This is a genomic window from Enterobacter sp. CRENT-193 (assembly GCF_002787395.1).
Lineage (GTDB): Bacteria > Pseudomonadota > Gammaproteobacteria > Enterobacterales > Enterobacteriaceae > Enterobacter > Enterobacter hormaechei_C.
Window position 1 is genome coordinate 4,531,518 of sequence record NZ_CP024812.1, and the last position, 13,434, is coordinate 4,544,951.

Below are 13,434 nucleotides of genomic sequence, written 5' to 3' on the forward strand. Positions count from 1 at the left end.
AGGTCAGATAGCAACAATTTTTTCTGTGCTTTTCGCTATGCTGGGCACAAAATGACAAACGGATAACTACGATGAATAGCACCTGGGTTAAACATGCCATCAGCGAAATAAATGCCGACTATCAGCGCTCGGCAGACACCCACTTAATACGCCTGCCTCTGCCGGGATTTCCCGGTATTCAGCTCTATCTGAAAGATGAAAGTACCCATCCTACCGGTAGCCTGAAGCATCGCCTGGCGCGTTCACTCTTTTTATACGGTTTATGTAACGGCTGGATTAAAGAAGGCACCACGATTATTGAATCGTCGTCCGGATCAACTGCCGTCTCCGAAGCCTACTTTGCCCGCCTGTTGGGTCTGCCGTTTATCGCCGTGATGCCCTCATGCACGGCGAAACGTAAAGTTGAACAGATCGAATTTTACGGCGGACGCTGCCACTTTGTGGACAGTGCCTGCGAAATCTATGCGGCCTCCGAAATGCTGGCCCGCGAGCTGAATGGTCACTATATGGACCAGTTCACCTTCGCCGAACGCGCCACCGACTGGCGCGGCAATAATAACATTGCGGACAGCATTTTCCGCCAGATGACCCATGAGCCGCATCCTGTCCCCTCTTACATTGTGATGAGCGCGGGCACGGGCGGAACCTCCGCCACCATCGGACGTTATATCCGCTGTCAGGGTTATGATACGCAGCTGATGGTGGTTGACCCGCAAAACTCGGTGTTCCTCGATTACTGGCAATCCCGCGATGCGAGCCTGCGCAGCCCCGTGGGGAGCAAGATCGAAGGGATTGGTCGCCCGCGCGTCGAACCCTCGTTCATTCCGGACGTTGTGGATGAGATGCTCCGCGTGCCGGATGCCGCCAGCGTCGCGACGGCGCACTGGCTGGAGACACAGCTTGGCCGTAAAGTCGGGGCTTCTACCGGCACCAATATGTGGGGCGCGCTACAGCTGGCCGCGAGGATGCGTGAAGAAGGCCGTACCGGCTCTGTCGTCACGCTGCTGTGCGACAGCGGGGAGCGATACCTGGACACCTATTACAACGCAGAATGGGTGCAGGCCAATATTGGCGATGTTGAGCCGTGGAAAGCGCAGATTTCGCAGCTGGTGAAATAAAAAAAGCCAGGCTTAGCCTGGCTTGCTGGAAGGGTCTCACTATTCGGGGGAATATGGGAGGTTATTTTTGTCCAGCCAATGCGTCAAAAAATGGGACACCGCTTCGTTACGACAGTGTCCGATAACCGGTAAATGCGGGAGCGCGGCGATAAGCTGCGGCATCGCGTTCCCCATAATCAGCCCACGACCTACGTTGCTCAGCATCTCGTGGTCGTTCATGGCGTCACCAAAGGCCATACAGTCCTGCATCGTCAGCCCAAGATGATCGCTCAGCACCGCCAGCGCGGATCCTTTGTTACAGCCCACCGGCAGCACTTCAAGACAGTCCACCGCCGAGAAGGTCAGGTGCGCCCGTTCGCCCAGCGCCTCGTTAAGCTGAATACGCAGACGGCAGAGATCGTCGTGATCGCCACAGAAGCAGATCTTGGTCACCTTGTGTGCCGGAATGCGGCGCAAATCGATAAGCTGATATTTAAAGCCGCTGTAAACGTGTGCGTGCAGCAAGGCCGGGATCTCACGCCCGGTAAACCAGCCTTCATCATTAAAAACATGCACGCTGGCCTGCGTATCCCAGGTGCTGTGCAGGACAATGTCCGCCACCTCCGGATTCAGATCCTGACGGTGCAGCACATCGCCGTCGACGGAGTGAATGCGCGTTCCGTTGCCGGTGATCAAGAACGCATCGAGGGCAAATGTCCCCAGCAGATGGCGCATCTCCAGCACATGACGACCAGTAGCAAACGTCAGGGTAACTTCACGCTCGCGCAGGCGCTTAAGAGTGTTCAGGGTTTTCTCCCCTAAACGGTGATCCGGCATTAACAGCGTGCCGTCCATATCAAATGCAGCGAGCCGAGCCATGATTACTCCCGAAATGTGATGCGGTTAACTTGTGCATCAGTATTACGTGGGATATACGGAAGTAATAGTGAATAGATGATAATTATTGTTCCGGGTTTTTCATGCGCCAGCTTAACCGTCTTAACCAGTATCAGCGTCTGTGGCACCCGTCTGCCGGCGCACCACAGCAGGTGACCATCAGTGAACTTGCCAGCCGCTGCTTTTGCAGCGAGCGACATGTTCGCACCCTGCTGCGCCAGGCGCAGGAGGCGGGCTGGCTAAGCTGGCACGCCCGCTCCGGACGAGGTAAGCGTGGGGAATTACGCTTTCACGTCACCCCGGATTCGTTGCGTAATACGATGATGGAAGAGGCCCTGAAAAGTGGACAGCAGCACAACGCGCTGGAGCTGGCCCAGCTCGCGCCTGAAGATTTGCGATCGCTGCTGCATCCGTTTATGGGCGGGCAGTGGCAGAACGATACGCCGACGCTGCGTATTCCCTACTATCGCTCGCTGGAGCCGCTTCAGCCGGGGTTTCTCCCTGGCCGGGCGGAGCAGCATCTGGCGGGACAGGTATTCTCTGGTTTGACGCGTTTTAATGGTAACAGCAGTGAACCCACGGGCGATCTGGCGCATCACTGGGAAGTCTCTGCTGACGGCCTGCGCTGGCATTTCTACATTCGCTCCACCCTGCACTGGCATAACGGCGATAAAATAGAGACGGCACAGCTCCGGCAAAGCCTGACGGCGCTGTTATCGCAGCCCGGCATGGGCACGCTGTTCCGCAGCGTCTTACGTATCGAAACCACGCACCCGCAGTGCCTGACGTTTATTCTCCATCAACCTGACTACTGGCTGGCGCACAGGCTGGCAACCTACTGTAGCCGTCTGGCACATCCCGATTACCCCGTGGTGGGCAGCGGTCCCTTTCGGCTGAGCGTTTTTGAGCCTGAACTGGTGCGTCTGGAAAGCCACGAGCAGTATCATCTTGGCCATCCGTTGCTTAAGGCTATCGAGTACTGGATCACGCCCCAGCTTTTTGACTACAGTCTGGGCACCAGCTGTCGCCACCCGGTGCAAATCGCTATTGGCGAGGCCGACGAACTGGCCAGCCTGCGGCTGGTGAGTAACAGCACCAGTCTGGGCTTCTGCTACCTCACGCTGAAACAGAGTCCACGTCTGAGCGAACTTCAGGCAAAGCGGCTGATTAATATCATTCATCTCTCAACGCTGCTGCACACGCTTCCCCTGAACGAAGGACTCATCACTCCTACCGAGGAACTGCTTCCCGGCTGGGCGATCTCCCAGTGGCCTGATTTAACCGACGTTGCGCTGCCAGAGGCATTGACGCTGGTCTACCACCTGCCGGTTGAGCTTCACACCATGGCCAGCCAGTTAAAAGCATACCTTGCGCGGCAGGGTTGTGAACTGACCGTCATCTTTCACGACGCCAAAACGTGGGACGGGTGCCAGCAGCTTGCCGATGCAGACATCATGATGGGAGACAGACTGATTGGCGAAGCGCCGGCGTACACGCTTGAGCAGTGGCTCCGCTGCGATGCGCTCTGGCCGCATCTGCTGAGCGCACCGGCATTCGCCCATTTGCAGGCCACGCTGGATGCGGTGCAGTCGCAGGCCGACGAGCGTGACCGACACGCAGGACTTCAGGCTATATTCAGCCGGTTAATGGAGACAGCCGTCCTGACGCCGCTCTTTAACTACCAGTATCAAATCAGCGCGCCTCCGGGCGTCAACGGCATACGCCTTAACACTCGCGGCTGGTTTGACTTCACCGAAGCCTGGCTTCCTCCACCAAACGCGTGAAGAAGCTGGTCGCCGCTTTAGCCAGGCGTTAACATGACGCTTTTACTGTAACTGTCGAGATGATCTATGAAACGTGCCGTCGTCGTGTTCAGCGGAGGACAAGATTCCACCACCTGCCTGATTCAGGCGCTTCACCAGTATGATGAAGTGCACTGCGTCACTTTTGATTATGGTCAGCGTCATCGCGCTGAAATCGATGTCGCTCGTGAACTGGCTCTCAAACTGGGCGCCCGCGCTCATAAAGTGCTGGACGTGACGCTGTTAAATGAACTGGCCGTCAGCAGCCTCACCCGCGACAGCATTCCGGTGCCTGATTACGAACCTGATGCCAGCGGCATTCCGAACACCTTCGTACCGGGCCGCAACATTCTCTTCCTGACCCTGACGGCAATATACGCTTATCAGGTGAAGGCCGAAGCGGTGATCACGGGCGTGTGCGAAACCGACTTCTCTGGCTACCCGGACTGCCGGGATGAATTCGTGAAAGCACTCAATCACGCCGTCGATCTGGGAATGGCAAAAGAGACCCGCTTCGAAACGCCGCTGATGTGGCTGGATAAGGCTGAAACCTGGGCGCTGGCCGACTACTGGGGCAAGCTGGATGTCGTTCGCAACGAGACCCTGACCTGCTACAACGGCATTAAAGGGGACGGCTGTGGGCAGTGTGCCGCCTGTAACCTGCGCGCGAACGGTCTGAATCATTATTTTGCGGATAAAGCGGGCGTTATGGCCGCAATGCAGAAAAAGACCGGGCTGAAATAAGGGCTACCTGACCGTGCTGTCGAACAGTTTTACACCGGCAGCACGGGTAATTTTCATCAGTGTAGTCAGCGTTGGGTTACCATTTTCGGACAGGGTACGGTATAGCTGCTGACGTGAAAGCCCCGCTTTGGCTGAAATCTCTCCAATACCGCCGCGCGCTTCGATAACGCGTCTGAGGGCAATCAAATAGGCTGGGATCCCCTGGTCCTCGTAAATTTCATCCAGTGCAATTTGCAGATAGAGTTGCGCGTAAGAAGGATTTTCGCGCAGCATTTTGACTACAGCTTCATCATGGCTGACGGTACTTGAGAATTTTCGCTCACTTTTGCTCATGGAGTTTATCCTTTTGATGATCTTTCCAGTAATCTATTGCCAGCATCACATCCGCTTTCTGGCTCTTTTTGTCACCGCCGATCAGCAACAATAAGATTTCCCGATGCTGGACCGCAAAATAGACTCGATAACCGGGACCACAATCAACCTTCAACTCCCAGACACCCTCTCTGAGATAACGGTAATCGCCAAAATTCCCCTTCTCAGCGCGGTCGATTCGCAGAAGGATCCGAAACGCCAGCTCCGGATCCTTTCGTCTCAACTTTGCTACCCAATCCTCAAACGGTATTTTTCCGTCGCGGGTTCGGTAACGTTTAACAACGTAGTCCCTGTTCATGATTTTATCCCTGAAAACCCTTCTTGTCTTTTATAAAAGACAAAAATTTACGCGATCATCAGCTCCAGCTTTTCGCGCAACTCCCCTTCCAGCGGCAACGCTTTCTGGGTTTTGAGATCGATACAGACAAAGGTGATCAGCGCATCGGCCACAATCTGCCCTTCTGGCTCCAGCGTAACGACCTGGCTCAATACACCACTTTTGCCATTCAGTTGTTGGACCTCACTGGTCACGGTGAGCACATCCCCCAGCACAGCCGGGCGGCGGTAGTTAATGTTGATATTGACGACCACAAACGCGATGTTGTGTGCGGTTAGCCACTGGAAGCTTTCGCTGTTCTCCAGGCCGTCCCAGCGCGCCTCTTCAAGAAATTCGAGGTAGCGGGCGTTATTGACGTGCTGGTAAACATCGAGGTGATAACCACGGACTTTGATTTGTGTCTGCATAGCGCAATAGCCTTTCGTTGTTATAGGTTCAGAGGTCATAACTGGTATGACCTCTTTATCCTGGCAAATTTTTGCCGCAGTGCAAGTGATTACGCGATTACAGCGTCAGGTGTGCGAGATTGCGCTCAACCAGCGCGCTGCCCATACCCGGCACCTGCTTGAGATCGTCAAGGGTTTTGAAAGGACCATACTCTTCACGATAGCTGACGATGGCCTGCGCTTTTTTGAGGCCCACGCCATTCATTACGCGGGCAAGATCGTCCGCAGAGGCAGTATTAATACTGACCCGCGTACCCTCGTCCTCAATGGCTTTCGTGCTGGCCGTCGCGTTGGCTTTAACCTGACCTTGTGACGTTGCATCGGCCTGAGTTTGTGCAGCCTGGACTTTAGACGAGGGTGACGCCGCCAGCGCGCCCGCACTCATCCCGGAAGTGGCAATAGCCAGTGTAATTAACAGTGCTTTGATTCCACATTTCATGCTGTTTTCTCCTTGTTTGTTGACAGCCATGCCACGATAGCCGCACGGGAAAACAGGGACAAACAGCAGATTGCAGAAATGGAAAAGGCCGCGAAAGCGGCCTTTAGTTTTTGCAGAACGTTACGAAAATCTGCGAGCAGACACGTAATTATTGCTCCTGAGTGACCACATCACCCAGCTTGATTTTGGCTTCTTTACGCAGGTTGCTCATCAACGCTTCGAAAGCAATCTGGGCATTGTTCTGGGTAATTCCCTGAACCATGGCCTTCTTCTGCGCGTCTGGCAGCGTGCCGGCTTTCACTTCATCCAGTGCCAGAACCACCACGTTACCCTGCATATCGGTCGTGGTGCCAAAGACAGGTTTGTCTTTCGCCGGCAGGCTCAGACCAAACGCCGCCTGGCTGACAGGATCCTGACCGGTACGGCTCAGCGTTTTTGCTTCGCCAAAGCTCAGGCCAGCCGCTTTCAGCGCATCGTTCTTACCGGCTTTCAGGTCGGCCAGAATTTTCTCTGCATCCAGTTTTGCCTGCTGTGCCGCTTTGTTGTGTTTCACCAGCGCCACCACCTGATCTTTCACTTCCGCCAGGGGCTTCACTGCCTCGGCTTTGTGCTCGCTGACGCGCAGTACGAACGCACGGTCACCGTCAACGGTAATGATGTCTGAGTTGCTGCCCGGCGTACCATTCTCACCGACCAGACCACCATTGAAAATGGCATCTGAAACCGGTTTGAAGTTCAGTTCTTCCGGCAGGTTTTCGTGGCTGAACCAGCCCGTCTCAACCGCTTTCACGCCAGCAGCCTGCTCAGCGCCCGCCAGTGATTCGTTGTCGTTGCTTGCGGCATCGCTCACTTTCTGTTGCAGCGCATAGAAGGCATCCAGCGCTTTCTCCTGCTTCACTTTCGCAGCGATATCATCACGAACGTCAGTCAGCGGCTTGGTTTTCGCCGCCACAACATCGTCCAGACGCGCCACCAGGAAGCCGACGGAGGATTTGATTACACCAGACAGTTGGCCTTTCTCTTTCAGGCCTGCATTTTTCAGCTCATCCGGGGTAGTTGACTCTTCCAGCCAGCCCATATCACCGCCGTTTTTGGCAGAAATAATGTCGGTAGATTTTGCTTTCGCTAAGGTGGCGAAATCAGCGCCTTTGTGCAGCTCGTCCAGCACGGCTTTCGCTTCTGCTTCCGTTTTGGTCTGGATCACGCTGTAACGGTTACGCTGCGGCTGAGTGAACTGATCCTGATGCTGGTCGTAATAAGACTGGATCTCGGCGTCAGTCGCATTTTCCTGCATCGCAGCTGCATCCAGCTTGATATAGCTTACGCGGAACTGTTCCGGAGAGATGAAGTTGTTCTTGTTTTGCTCGTAGTAAGCATTAACTTCAGCGTCGCTAACCTGCTGTTTCGCTGCCAGTGCGTTGACATCAATCGTCGCTTCACGCACCACGCGTTGCTGCGCCACCAGTGCCGCTAGCTCTTCAGTTTCACCTTTCAGCATGAAATCGGTGCCCACCACCGCGTTGATCAGCTGTTGCGTGGTCAACTGGTTACGCAGTGCCTGAGCGTACTGGTCAGCCGTCATACCCATCTGGTTAACAATGCTGTTGTAACGCGCGTTGTCGAACCTCCCATTAGACTGGAAAGCCTGCGTCGAGAAGATGGCTTTTTTAACCTGCTCATCGCTGATGCCCAGACCCAGGCTTTTCGCGTACTGATCCAGCAGCGCCTCGTCAATAAGGCGGTTTAGCGTCTGCTGACGCAGGTTTTTCATATAGCCTTCGTTGGCTGCAAGTTCAGAGTATTGGTCGCCCAGCTGTTGCTGCATGCGGTTACGTTCACCAGCAAAAGCGTTCTCGAACTGCCCACGGCTAATTTCCTGGCCATTCACTTTTGCGGCGTAGTTCGCGCCACCGCCGATGAGGTAACTACTCACACCGGTCAATATGAACGACACGATAATGATACCGAAAATAATCTTGAGCACGAGACTGTTAGCAGCCGTGCGTAAGCTGTCCATCATGGTGTAACAACACTCCGCTGTAGGTGACTGGTTACCTGACGCTGACGGAAAATCCTGACCGTCGCGCGTAAAAGCGTATTGTGACAAGAAAACAGGGCAATTGTCAGCCCACAACTCGCATAAACTCGCACAAATCAGGTCTGGACAAACAAAAAAGGCACATCAAACGATGCGCCCTTGTACTTTTCAGCTTCCCTGGAGCGGGAAAGCAATCAGTTTACTGCGTCTTTCAGCGCTTTACCTGCACGGAAACCCGGCACTTTAGCGGCAGCAATGGTGATCTCTTTGCCGGTCTGAGGGTTGCGGCCAGTACGGGCTGCACGCTCTTTAACCGCAAAAGTACCGAAGCCTACCAGTGCAACGTCGTCCCCAGCTTGCAGAGATTCAGTAACAGAAGCAATTAAAGCATCTAAAGCACGTCCAGCTGCCGCTTTAGAAATATCAGCACCCGCAGCAATTTTGTCAATCAGTTGAGATTTATTCACTGTTCTCTTCCTCTCTTTATAATTTATATCGCACCTGAATCCTTCACAGCGCGACCGCGCAGCAGTTATATCAGTCCTGCTATGACCTTACAACACCCGTTGTTGATGGCTAACCCAATCAGCAATCTAAATTAGCTATACAAAAAAAGGCTGGCAAGTACGAAATGACTTACCAGCCTTGTTTTTATTGGCGCTCTTTGCGCGAGGTCACTATTTTGCGGTTACAACCTGCATTCCGGACGGTTCATTTTGCAGTGCGAGAGTCAGAACTTCCTCAATGCGTTTCACCGGATGGATCTGCAAATCGGCAATAACGTTGTCCGGAATCTCTTCCAGATCGCGTTTATTCTCGTAAGGGATCAATACGGTTTTGATCCCACCGCGGTGTGCCGCCAGCAGTTTTTCTTTTAACCCGCCGATAGGCAGTACCTGACCACGCAGCGTAATTTCACCGGTCATGGCCACATCAGCACGAACCGGATTACCTGTCAGGCAGGAAACCAGCGCAGTACACATGGCAATACCCGCGCTTGGGCCATCTTTCGGCGTCGCCCCTTCCGGAACGTGAACGTGAATGTCGCGTTTTTCGTAGAAATCCGGGTTGATACCCAGTTTTTCCGCACGCGCGCGCACCACGGTCAGCGCCGCCTGGATGGACTCCTGCATCACTTCACCCAGCGAACCGGTGTAGGTCAGCTTGCCTTTGCCCGGAACACAGGCGGTTTCGATGGTCAGCAGATCGCCGCCCACTTCCGTCCATGCCAGACCGGTCACCTGACCAACACGGTTTTCGTTGTCTGCGCGACCGTAGTCGAAGCGTTGAACGCCCAGGTACGCATGCAGATTGTCGCCGTTAATCACGATGTGCTTCAGGCTCTTATCCAGCAGCAGCTGTTTCACCGCCTTACGGCACAGCTTAGAGATCTCACGTTCGAGGCTACGCACACCCGCTTCACGGGTGTAGTAACGAATAATGCCGACAATGGCGCTGTCCTCAACGGTCAGCTCGTTGGCTTTAAGCGCGTTACGCTCAATCTGCTTCGGCAGCAGGTGCTGTTTGGCAATGTTCAGCTTCTCGTCTTCGGTATAACCGGACAGACGGATCACTTCCATACGGTCCAGCAGCGGTGCCGGAATGTTCATGGAGTTCGACGTCGCCACGAACATCACATCGCTCAGGTCGTAATCCACTTCCAGGTAGTGATCGCTAAACGCCACGTTCTGCTCTGGATCAAGCACTTCCAGCAGCGCCGACGCCGGATCGCCACGCATGTCTGAAGACATTTTGTCGATCTCATCGAGCAGGAACAGCGGGTTTTTGACGCCCACTTTCGCCATTTTCTGGATAAGCTTGCCCGGCATGGAACCGATGTAGGTACGGCGGTGACCGCGGATTTCCGCTTCATCACGCACGCCGCCCAGCGCCATACGGATGTACTTACGCCCTGTCGCTTTGGCGATGGACTGGCCCAGAGAGGTTTTACCCACCCCTGGAGGCCCTACCAGGCACAGGATTGGGCCTTTGATTTTGTTCACACGGCTCTGTACCGCGAGGTACTCAAGAATGCGGTCTTTCACACGTTCCAGGCCGTAGTGGTCGGTATCCAGGATCTCCTGGGCCTGACGCAGGTCTTTTTTGACCTTGCTGCGGGCATTCCACGGAACCTGCACCATCCACTCAATGTAGCCGCGTACAACGGTCGCTTCCGCCGACATCGGAGACATCATTTTCAGCTTCTGCAACTCAGCTTCAGCTTTCTCTTTCGCCTCTTTCGGCATCTTCGCCGCGTCGATCTTACGCTTCAGCGCTTCGTTTTCATCCGGCGCATCGTCCATCTCGCCGAGCTCTTTCTGAATGGCTTTCATTTGCTCGTTCAGATAGTACTCACGCTGCGATTTTTCCATCTGCTTTTTGACGCGGTTGCGAATGCGCTTCTCAACCTGGAGCAGATCGATCTCAGACTCCATCATCGCCATCAGGTATTCCAGACGTTCGTTAACGTCGGACATTTCCAGCACGGACTGTTTGTCAGCCAGCTTCAGCGGCATATGCGCAGCGATGGTATCCGCCAGACGTGCAGGATCGTCGATGCTGTTCAGCGACGTCAGCACTTCAGGTGGGATTTTCTTGTTCAGCTTGATATAGCCTTCAAACTGGCTAATCGCGGTGCGTACCAGCACTTCCTGCTCGCGCTCATCAAGTTCCGGTGAATCAAGGTACTCTGCCTTCGCAGAGAAGTGCTCGCCATCGTCTGACAGAGTGGTAATACGCGCACGCTGTAAGCCTTCCACCAGCACCTTCACGGTGCCGTCTGGCAGCTTCAGCATCTGCAAAATAGAGGCCACGGTCCCGACGGTGAAAAGATCGTTTACACCCGGCTCATCCGTTGATGCTTCTTTCTGCGCGACCAACATGATTTTTTTATCATGATCCATGGCGGCTTCGAGGCAACGGATAGATTTTTCCCGCCCTACAAATAAGGGTATGACCATGTGCGGATAAACCACCACATCGCGCAACGGCAATACGGGGATTTCAATGCGTTCAGAACGCTCAGGATTCATAGAGCTCTCTCTTAGTTTAGTGTCCGCCAGGTAAACTGGTCATGTAACTGTGCTTCACACAACCATTAACATGTAATCCAGTATATGGGGATGTTTCCCATACATTCAACGCCATGAATACGGAAAAAGTAAAGGGGAGATAAAATCCCCCCTTTTTGATTAACTGATTGTATGAAATGGTGAATTATTCGCCAGATGCCTGCTGCGCTTCCGGTTTACCGTAAATCAGTAACGGCTTGGTCTGGCCACCAATGACGGACTCGTCGATCACGACTTTTTCGACGTCTTCCATAGAAGGAAGATCGTACATCGTGTCGAGCAATGCTGCTTCCACGATAGAACGCAGGCCACGGGCACCGGTTTTACGCGCCATCGCTTTCTTGGCAATCGCGTCCAACGCTTCGTCACGGAATTCCAGCTCAACGCCTTCCAGATTAAACAGCGCCTGATACTGCTTGGTCAGCGCGTTTTTCGGCTCTTTCAGGATCTGAATCAACGCGTCTTCGCTCAGTTCGTTCAGGGTCGCCACAACCGGCAGACGGCCGATAAATTCCGGAATCAAACCGAATTTGATCAGATCTTCCGGCTCAACCTGCGCCAGCAGCTGGCCTTCGTTTGGTTTTTCAGACGTGGCTTTCACCGTTGCGCCAAAACCAATGCCGGAGCCGGTTTCCACACGGTGAGAGATCACTTTATCCAGGCCTGCAAACGCACCACCACAGATAAACAGGATCTTAGAGGTATCAACCTGCAAGAATTCCTGCTGCGGATGTTTACGCCCACCCTGCGGTGGAACAGCCGCAACCGTACCTTCAATCAGCTTCAGGAGCGCCTGCTGCACGCCCTCGCCCGAGACGTCACGGGTGATGGACGGGTTGTCTGATTTACGAGAGATTTTGTCGATCTCATCGATATAGACGATCCCGCGCTGGGCTTTCTGTACGTCGTAATCGCACTTCTGGAGCAGCTTCTGGATAATATTTTCAACGTCTTCACCCACATAACCGGCTTCGGTCAGGGTGGTGGCATCCGCCATAGTGAACGGAACATCCAGCAGGCGCGCCAGCGTTTCTGCCAGCAGGGTTTTACCGGAACCGGTAGGCCCGATCAGCAAAATGTTACTTTTGCCCAGTTCTACGCCATTGCTGGTATCGCCGTTACGCAGACGTTTGTAGTGGTTGTATACCGCCACCGCCAGCACTTTTTTCGCCTGCTCCTGACCAATGACATAGTCGTCCAGGTGGTGGCGAATCTCGTGTGGCGTTGGTAACGCGCTGCGCTCACGGTGCGGCGCGACTTCTTTAATCTCTTCGCGAATGATGTCGTTACATAAATCGACGCATTCGTCGCAGATATACACGGACGGCCCGGCAATCAGTTTACGCACTTCATGCTGGCTTTTGCCGCAAAAAGAGCAGTACAGCAGTTTGCCCGAACCATCTTTGCGTTTATCTGTCATGAGTCCAAACCTCTTTTTAAGTTCTATGTGCCGCACATGACGACGCAAATGCCATTCTCAGACGCAAGCTGCTTACAGGCAACGTGCCGCCCTACCTTAGTATAGCGGCACACTCGCGTCGCGGGCATCAATTACGATGGGTCAAAATGGAGTCGACTAAGCCGTACTCAACTGCCTCTGGCGCAGAGAGGAAGCGATCGCGCTCGGTATCGCGCTCGATCTGCTCGAGAGGTTGACCCGTATGCTGCGCCATAAGTTCATTCATGCGCGCTTTTACTTTCAGAATTTCTCGGGCGTGGATTTCAATATCCGTCGCCTGGCCCTGGTAACCACCCAGCGGCTGGTGAATCATCACGCGGGAGTTAGGCAGGCAGAAACGCTTACCTTTCGCCCCTGCGGTTAACAGGAAAGCCCCCATGGACGCCGCCTGCCCCATACAGATGGTGCTGACATCCGGCTTGATGAATTGCATGGTGTCATAAATAGACATGCCCGCCGTAATCACACCGCCCGGCGAGTTGATATACAGGTAAATGTCTTTTTCCGGGTTTTCCGCTTCCAGGAACAGCATCTGCGCCACGATCAGGTTAGCCATATGGTCTTCCACCTGGCCGGTCAGAAAGATAACGCGTTCCTTGAGCAGACGGGAATAGATATCGAAAGAACGCTCACCGCGTGAGGTCTGTTCAATAACCATTGGCACCAGCGCCATATGGGGTGCAAAGTTATCTCGTTCGCCACTGTATGACATTTCCGTCTCCTGGTTCAAAA

Annotated in this window: 13 protein-coding genes; 3 read left to right on the forward strand and 10 right to left on the reverse strand. The window is 54.0% G+C overall.

The genetic code is table 11. The features are described 5' to 3' along the window. Nucleotides 1-71 precede the first annotated feature (71 nt). Nucleotides 72-1,118, forward strand: coding sequence for a PLP-dependent cysteine synthase family protein (locus tag CU081_RS22585; protein ID WP_003859036.1), 1,047 nt, complete (start codon nt 72-74; stop codon nt 1,116-1,118). 39 nt (nt 1,119-1,157) lie between these two features. On the opposite strand, the gene cof is transcribed toward CU081_RS22585, so the two are convergent. Further along, entirely contained in the window at nt 1,158-1,976 is an 819-nt protein-coding gene (gene cof, locus CU081_RS22590) for an HMP-PP phosphatase (RefSeq protein ID WP_003859037.1), read from the reverse strand. Between the two features lie 101 nt (nt 1,977-2,077). Between cof and CU081_RS22595 the strand changes: the two genes are divergently transcribed. Then, nucleotides 2,078-3,778, forward strand: coding sequence for an SgrR family transcriptional regulator (locus CU081_RS22595; protein WP_022650482.1), 1,701 nt, complete (start codon nt 2,078-2,080; stop codon nt 3,776-3,778). A gap of 66 nt (nt 3,779-3,844) precedes the next feature. Then, nucleotides 3,845-4,540 carry a 7-cyano-7-deazaguanine synthase QueC gene (gene queC, locus CU081_RS22600; RefSeq protein WP_015571271.1) on the forward strand — a complete coding sequence of 232 codons (696 nt, stop codon included), beginning with the start codon at nt 3,845-3,847 and terminating at the stop codon, nt 4,538-4,540. Between the two features lie 3 nt (nt 4,541-4,543). Here queC and CU081_RS22605 read toward each other — a convergent pair whose 3' ends face one another. From CU081_RS22605 to clpP, 9 genes are all read right to left on the reverse strand, one after another. Next, nucleotides 4,544-4,873, reverse strand: coding sequence for a helix-turn-helix domain-containing transcriptional regulator (locus CU081_RS22605; RefSeq protein ID WP_022650480.1), 330 nt, complete (start codon nt 4,871-4,873; stop codon nt 4,544-4,546). After that, nucleotides 4,860-5,210, reverse strand: coding sequence for a type II toxin-antitoxin system RelE/ParE family toxin (locus tag CU081_RS22610; RefSeq protein WP_022650479.1), 351 nt, complete (start codon nt 5,208-5,210; stop codon nt 4,860-4,862). The genes CU081_RS22605 and CU081_RS22610 overlap by 14 nt, the downstream gene beginning before the upstream one ends. 47 nt (nt 5,211-5,257) lie before the next feature. Continuing rightward, nucleotides 5,258-5,656 carry a YbgC/FadM family acyl-CoA thioesterase gene (locus tag CU081_RS22615; protein ID WP_023315524.1) on the reverse strand — a complete coding sequence of 133 codons (399 nt, stop codon included), beginning with the start codon at nt 5,654-5,656 and terminating at the stop codon, nt 5,258-5,260. A gap of 97 nt (nt 5,657-5,753) precedes the next feature. Beyond that, entirely contained in the window at nt 5,754-6,134 is a 381-nt protein-coding gene (locus CU081_RS22620) for a helix-hairpin-helix domain-containing protein (protein WP_022650477.1), read from the reverse strand. Between the two features lie 148 nt (nt 6,135-6,282). Beyond that, nucleotides 6,283-8,154 (reverse strand): peptidylprolyl isomerase, encoded by a 1,872-nt coding sequence (gene ppiD / locus CU081_RS22630; RefSeq protein ID WP_022650476.1) that lies wholly within the window; start codon nt 8,152-8,154, stop codon nt 6,283-6,285. A 212-nt stretch (nt 8,155-8,366) separates the two neighbouring features. Further along, complete coding sequence (gene hupB, locus CU081_RS22635) at nt 8,367-8,639, reverse strand: nucleoid-associated protein HU-beta (RefSeq protein WP_002444653.1); 273 nt, start codon at nt 8,637-8,639, stop codon at nt 8,367-8,369. Nucleotides 8,640-8,849: 210 nt separating this feature from the next. Beyond that, the gene (gene lon, locus CU081_RS22640) at nt 8,850-11,204 is read right to left on the reverse strand and encodes an endopeptidase La (protein ID WP_006809878.1); all 2,355 of its coding nucleotides are present in this window, start codon (nt 11,202-11,204) and stop codon (nt 8,850-8,852) included. Between the two features lie 184 nt (nt 11,205-11,388). Next, complete coding sequence (gene clpX / locus CU081_RS22645; protein ID WP_006809879.1) at nt 11,389-12,663, reverse strand: ATP-dependent protease ATP-binding subunit ClpX; 1,275 nt, start codon at nt 12,661-12,663, stop codon at nt 11,389-11,391. Nucleotides 12,664-12,790: 127 nt separating this feature from the next. Further along, on the reverse strand, nt 12,791-13,414 hold the full coding sequence (gene clpP / locus CU081_RS22650; protein ID WP_006809880.1) for an ATP-dependent Clp endopeptidase proteolytic subunit ClpP: 624 nt from the start codon (nt 13,412-13,414) through the stop codon (nt 12,791-12,793). Between the last annotated feature and the right edge of the window lie 20 nt (nt 13,415-13,434).